Origin of the sequence: Paracoccus sp. (in: a-proteobacteria) (assembly GCF_046462195.1) — a bacterium.
GTDB lineage: Bacteria > Pseudomonadota > Alphaproteobacteria > Rhodobacterales > Rhodobacteraceae > Paracoccus.
On the sequence record NZ_JBKGUN010000085.1, the window covers coordinates 1 to 4,873 of the forward strand.

Annotated in this window: 8 protein-coding genes and 1 tRNA gene; all 9 read right to left on the bottom strand. The window is 63.1% G+C overall.

The annotated features are described in order from the left end of the window. A partial coding sequence (rplJ, locus tag ACLHHB_RS05630) for a 50S ribosomal protein L10 (protein WP_410217314.1) occupies positions 1 to 116 on the bottom strand: 116 nt, incomplete at its 3' end. Positions 117 to 348: 232 nt separating this feature from the next. Continuing rightward, a complete protein-coding gene (gene rplA, locus ACLHHB_RS05635; protein ID WP_410217307.1) occupies positions 349 to 1,047 on the bottom strand; it encodes a 50S ribosomal protein L1 in 699 nt (232 codons plus the stop codon). Between the two features lie 2 nt (positions 1,048 to 1,049). Continuing rightward, a complete protein-coding gene (gene rplK, locus ACLHHB_RS05640; RefSeq protein WP_410217308.1) occupies positions 1,050 to 1,502 on the bottom strand; it encodes a 50S ribosomal protein L11 in 453 nt (150 codons plus the stop codon). An 88-nt stretch (positions 1,503 to 1,590) separates the two neighbouring features. Continuing rightward, entirely contained in the window at positions 1,591 to 2,127 is a 537-nt protein-coding gene (nusG, locus tag ACLHHB_RS05645) for a transcription termination/antitermination protein NusG (protein WP_410217309.1), read from the bottom strand. Positions 2,128 to 2,300: 173 nt separating this feature from the next. Beyond that, on the bottom strand, positions 2,301 to 2,495 hold the full coding sequence (secE, locus tag ACLHHB_RS05650) for a preprotein translocase subunit SecE (protein ID WP_410217310.1): 195 nt from the start codon (positions 2,493 to 2,495) through the stop codon (positions 2,301 to 2,303). A 105-nt stretch (positions 2,496 to 2,600) separates the two neighbouring features. Continuing rightward, positions 2,601 to 2,676 (bottom strand) — tRNA-Trp (locus tag ACLHHB_RS05655). 65 nt (positions 2,677 to 2,741) lie between these two features. After that, the gene (locus tag ACLHHB_RS05660) at positions 2,742 to 3,173 is read right to left on the bottom strand and encodes a CoA-binding protein (protein ID WP_410217311.1); all 432 of its coding nucleotides are present in this window, start codon (positions 3,171 to 3,173) and stop codon (positions 2,742 to 2,744) included. A gap of 208 nt (positions 3,174 to 3,381) precedes the next feature. Beyond that, positions 3,382 to 3,804, bottom strand: coding sequence for a YHS domain-containing (seleno)protein (locus ACLHHB_RS05665; protein ID WP_410217312.1), 423 nt, complete (start codon positions 3,802 to 3,804; stop codon positions 3,382 to 3,384). Positions 3,805 to 3,878: 74 nt separating this feature from the next. Beyond that, positions 3,879 to 4,673: a 23S rRNA (guanosine(2251)-2'-O)-methyltransferase RlmB gene (gene rlmB / locus ACLHHB_RS05670; RefSeq protein WP_410217313.1), complete on the bottom strand. Its 795-nt coding sequence runs from the start codon at positions 4,671 to 4,673 to the stop codon at positions 3,879 to 3,881. Positions 4,674 to 4,873: the final 200 nt, after the last annotated feature.

Consider the following 4,873-nt stretch of genomic DNA (forward strand, 5'->3'; position numbering starts at 1 on the left):
AGGTCCTGCATATGTGCAACCGTCATCCCCTCGTAGTGGGCAACCACCACGACGCCAGAGCTTTCAAAGATCTGGCCGAGTTCGTCGACCACCTGTTCTTTTTGTGCTCTATCCACGGTTTCACTCCAAGTTGGGGGTTTCCCCCCGCTCTCACTTTTCCCGGTCTCGAATGGGACCGGGTCGGGTCCGCTAGGGCAAGATCACCCGAAGGATGAACCTCCGGAAAAATGCTTCCCCATCTCAGGAAGGATATTAAGCAGGTTTTCCTGCACCCTCCGTCTCGGACAGGACGGGGCCGCTCAGGGCCGCCCCGCCATCCCCGACCTTGCGGCCGGGAAACTCATGATCTCAGCTGGCAGTCGCCGAAACGACGTCCACCGACACGCCCGGACCCATGGTCGAGCTGATCGAGACCTTTTTCATGTAGGTGCCCTTTGCACCGGTCGGCTTGGCGCGGCTGACCGCCTCCACAAAGGCGCGCAGGTTCTGTGCCAGCTTGTCCTCGTCGAACGAGACCTTGCCGATGCCGGCATGGACGACGCCCGCCTTTTCAGCCTTGAACTGCACTTCGCCGCCCTTGGCCGCATTGACCGCAGCGGTCACGTCCATGGTCACGGTGCCGACCTTGGGGTTCGGCATCAGGTTGCGCGGGCCCAGGATCTTGCCCAGACGGCCGACCAGCGGCATCATGTCCGGCGTCGCGATGCAACGGTCGAACTCGATCTTGCCGGACTGGATCGTCTCCATCAGGTCTTCGGCACCAACAATGTCCGCTCCGGCGGCCTTGGCTTCGTCAGCCTTCGGACCGCGGGCGAACACGGCGACGCGGACGTCCTTGCCCGTTCCTGCAGGCAGCGTCACGACGCCGCGGACCATCTGGTCGGCGTGGCGCGGGTCGACACCCAGGTTCAGCGCGATCTCGACGGTTTCGTCGAATTTGGCCGAAGCGGCGGACTTGACCAGCTTGACGGCGTCCTCGACGGTCAGGTTGGTCTTGCCGTCAAAGGCGGCGCGGGCGGCGGCTTTCTTCTTGGAAATCTTTGCCATGATCAGCCCCTCACCTCGATACCGATCGACCGCGCGGAGCCCACGATGATCTTCATCGCGGCTTCGACGTCGTTCGCGGACAGATCTGCCATCTTGGCTTCGGCGATCTCGCGCACCTGCTTGACGGTCACGGAACCGGCGTTTGCACGGCCCGGCTTGTCCGAACCCTTGGCACGGTTGCGCTTGCCGACCGGCTTCAGGCCAGCTGCCTTCTTCAGCAGGAAGGACGCCGGGGGCGTCTTCGTCTCGAAGCTGAACGACTTGTCGGCGTAATAGGTGATCACGACGGGGACGGGCGAACCCTGTTCCATTTCCTGCGTGCGAGCGTTGAACTCCTTGCAGAATGCCATGATGTTGATGCCGCGCTGACCCAGTGCCGGGCCGACGGGGGGCGACGGGTTCGCCTGACCCGCCTTGATCTGCAGCTTGAGGCTGCCAACTACTTTCTTGGCCATCTGGCCTTCTCCTTCATCATGCCCACAAATAGGGCCGATTTAGCGGTGCGGCCCTTGTCCCAGAGGGACCGGAACCTCCCGCAGCCAATCACGCGGTCTTGGAAACCTGCGTGAATTCCAGTTCGACCGGCGTCGGCCGGCCAAAGATCGACACCGTGACTTTCACGCGTGACGAAATCTCGTCCACTTCCTCGACCATGCCCGAAAAGCCCTCGAACGGGCCGTCGGTCACGTTCACCTTCTCGCCCACGTCAAAGCGAATCAGGTTGCGCGGCGCGGCAGGCGCACCATCGCCCGAGCGGTTCAGCATCGCGTTCACCTCGTCATCGCGCATGGGCATTGGCTTGCCCTGCGCGCCCAGGAACCCCGTGACGCGGTTGATCGAGTTGACCAGGTGATAGGTGCGATCCGACATGTCCATGTGAACGAGCACGTATCCCGGCATGAAGCGACGTTCCGACGTCACTTTCTTGCCGCGCCGGATCTCGATCACTTCCTCGGTCGGAACCAGCACCTCGTCGATCTGCTCTTCCAGACCCTTCTCGGCGACGGCCTGGCGAATCGCCTCGGCGACCTTCTTTTCGAAGTTCGACAGGACGCTGACCGAATACCAACGCTTTGCCATGTCTCGATCGACCCCTGCTCATCTGGTGGGGCTGCGTGCGGACGCCTTGCCAACCCCTTGAATTCCTACGCGTCCGGAAAAACTGAAATCGGCGCGCATGCGAATCCGATGCACGCCGTCTTCCGGACAGTCGGGGCGAGATACCGCCCCTGCCCGGCAATTGCAAGCCCTGTTCAGCCGCTGATCAGGCGCAAGCCCTGCGTCAGGCCGGTACGGATCGTCAGATCGACCAGGAAGAAGAACAGGCTGGTGATGGATGCGAAGACCATGACCATGATGGTCGTGGTGATCACCTCGCGCCGGGTCGGCCAACTGATCTTGGCAGCTTCGGCACGAACCTGGTTGATGAACTGGACGGGATTGGCCACGGCAGGCTCCTTGGCAAGTGCAGGCGCTGATCTAACCGGGCACCCGCGGCTTTTCAAGCCGGATCGGCCGATGCGCTGAAACGTGACGATCTGGACGAAAGGACCTGGCAGGGGCAGGGGGACTCGAACCCACGACCCTCGGTTTTGGAGACCGATGCTCTACCAACTGAGCTATACCCCTGAGGTCGGGCCTGATTAGAACCAGCCCGCCTCCCCGTCAAGCAGATATCCCGCGGGGAAGCCCCATCAAAGAAAGCGTGGGAACTCGATCTTGGGACAACGGTTCTGAATCACCGTCACGCCCGCCGCGCGGGCACGCTCGGCAGCCGCGTCATCCCGCACCCCGAGTTGGGTCCAGATCACGGCAAGGTCGGGCAGATGGGCCAGCGCTTCGTCCACGATCGCGGACACCGCATCTGAACGGCGAAAGATGTCGACCATCTGCACACGCGCGTCTGCCGGAATATCGGCAAGTGAGGCATACACGGGCTCGTTCATGATGGTGGAACCGGAATGGCCGGGATTGACGGGAATCACCCGGATGCCCTGCGCCTGAAGATAACGCGCGACGCCCCAGCTAGGCCGCGCCTCGTTCGGGGACAGCCCTACCACGGCCACGACCTTGGTGTCCCGCGCAACACGGGCGATCTCCTTGTCCTCATCCAGATATGCGCTCACCCTGCCCTCCCGTTGACAAACCCGCTCCGGCGCACGCTGACATAGAAAAAACGCCCGGTCCACATGTGGCCGGGCGCAAGTCACGGAACGAGGGACAGTGATCCGAACATGACCGTTCCGAGGTCATGTTCTGAGAGGGAAATGTGCATCACCTTTGGAAAGTTCCACCCCTCTCACGCATTCGTGATTAGGCAGCGTCGGCACAGGATCAATTATTTCCCCATGCCTGACGCGCTGCCTCCAGGATTTGCTGGGCATTGCGCTCCAATTCGCGCCCCGCCTTGTCGGAACGCAGCAGATAAAGACTGCCGCCAATGACCGCGAAATGTCGTGGGTCCCCCGGTTGCGGGCGCCCCTCCCACAGCGACACGGGACACATCCCGCCGAACTTGGGGGCATAGGACCGCGGATCGGCCTCGAACCGGGCGCGGTTCTCTTCGCTGGCAAAATGCCACAACTGCCCCTGCCACATTGTCGAGATGTCGCTGCGTCCAGGTACCGCGCGCCCTGCAGCGGCATAACCCACCGGGTCGAACCCACCCAATGCCCAATCCTGCGCGACGGCCGGGATGGCGGGCAACAGAGACAACAGCAAGGCGAAGCACAAAGGGCGCATGGCGACTCGGATCATGGCGTCAGGTCTACTTGGCAGCAGATGCTCCAAATCTCAACGCGGGCGAGAGAATCGTCGCAGGGAAGTGATCTTCAGGCACCGTTCGCCGCATAAAGCGCCACCGCAGCCGCGTTGGAAACATTCAAGGAACCGAAATCGGCCGCGAAGGGAATGCGCGCCACGTGATCGCAGGTCTTCAACGTCAACTCTCGCATGCCCGGTCCCTCGGCGCCCAGCACCAGACAGATGGCGCGTCCGCTCAATCGGTCCATCAAGGCGGGCAACGGCTCGGTTCCCGTTCCATCAAGGCCGACGAGGATGAACCCCATGTTCTTCAGCTGGGTCAATGCCTCGGCCAAGTTGGGTACGCGCAGGTAGGGCTGCCGCTCCAGTGCGCCGGATGCCGTCTTGGCCAGCGCCCCGGTTTCCGGCGCGGAATGACGGGCGGGTGCGATGACGGCTCGCGCCCCGAACACTTCGGCCGACCGGAGAATCGCGCCCACATTGTGCGGATCGGTCACACGATCCAAGGCTACCACCAGCGGACGCCGCTCTCCTGACGCCTCGCGAAGCGCAACCTCGCTCAGGCTGCCCCACTTGAGCGGCTTCACCTCCAGCGCTGCGCCCTGATGGACGCTTTCGGCCGCCAGCGGCACCGACTTGTCGAAAACCCGAGGGTCCGTGATCTCGGGTTCGATGCCGTGCAAATCGCCGATCCGTGCCACCGCGTTCTGGGTCACGACGAGGCGCAGCTTTTCGCGCACGGGATTGGCCAAGGCATCGCGGACCGCGTGCAGGCCGAACAGCCAGACGGTTTCGGCGGCAGCGGCACGACGGGCCCGCTCCTTGTCGATGACCCAGGTGGGTTTCTTGGTCTTATCGGCCATGGGCGGCCTCCTTTCCTGCGCCACCTCTCTGCGCGCCGCTGCAGGATCGTGCAACCCCCCAGAAATCCGCTTGACGCCCCCGAACGTGGCGGCTAATCACCGCCCCACGCCGAAAGCGATCGGCGGGCGACGTGCTGCAAGGTGCGGCAGCGGACTGTAACTCCGCCGGGGAGACCCACGCCTGGTTCGATTCCAGGGTC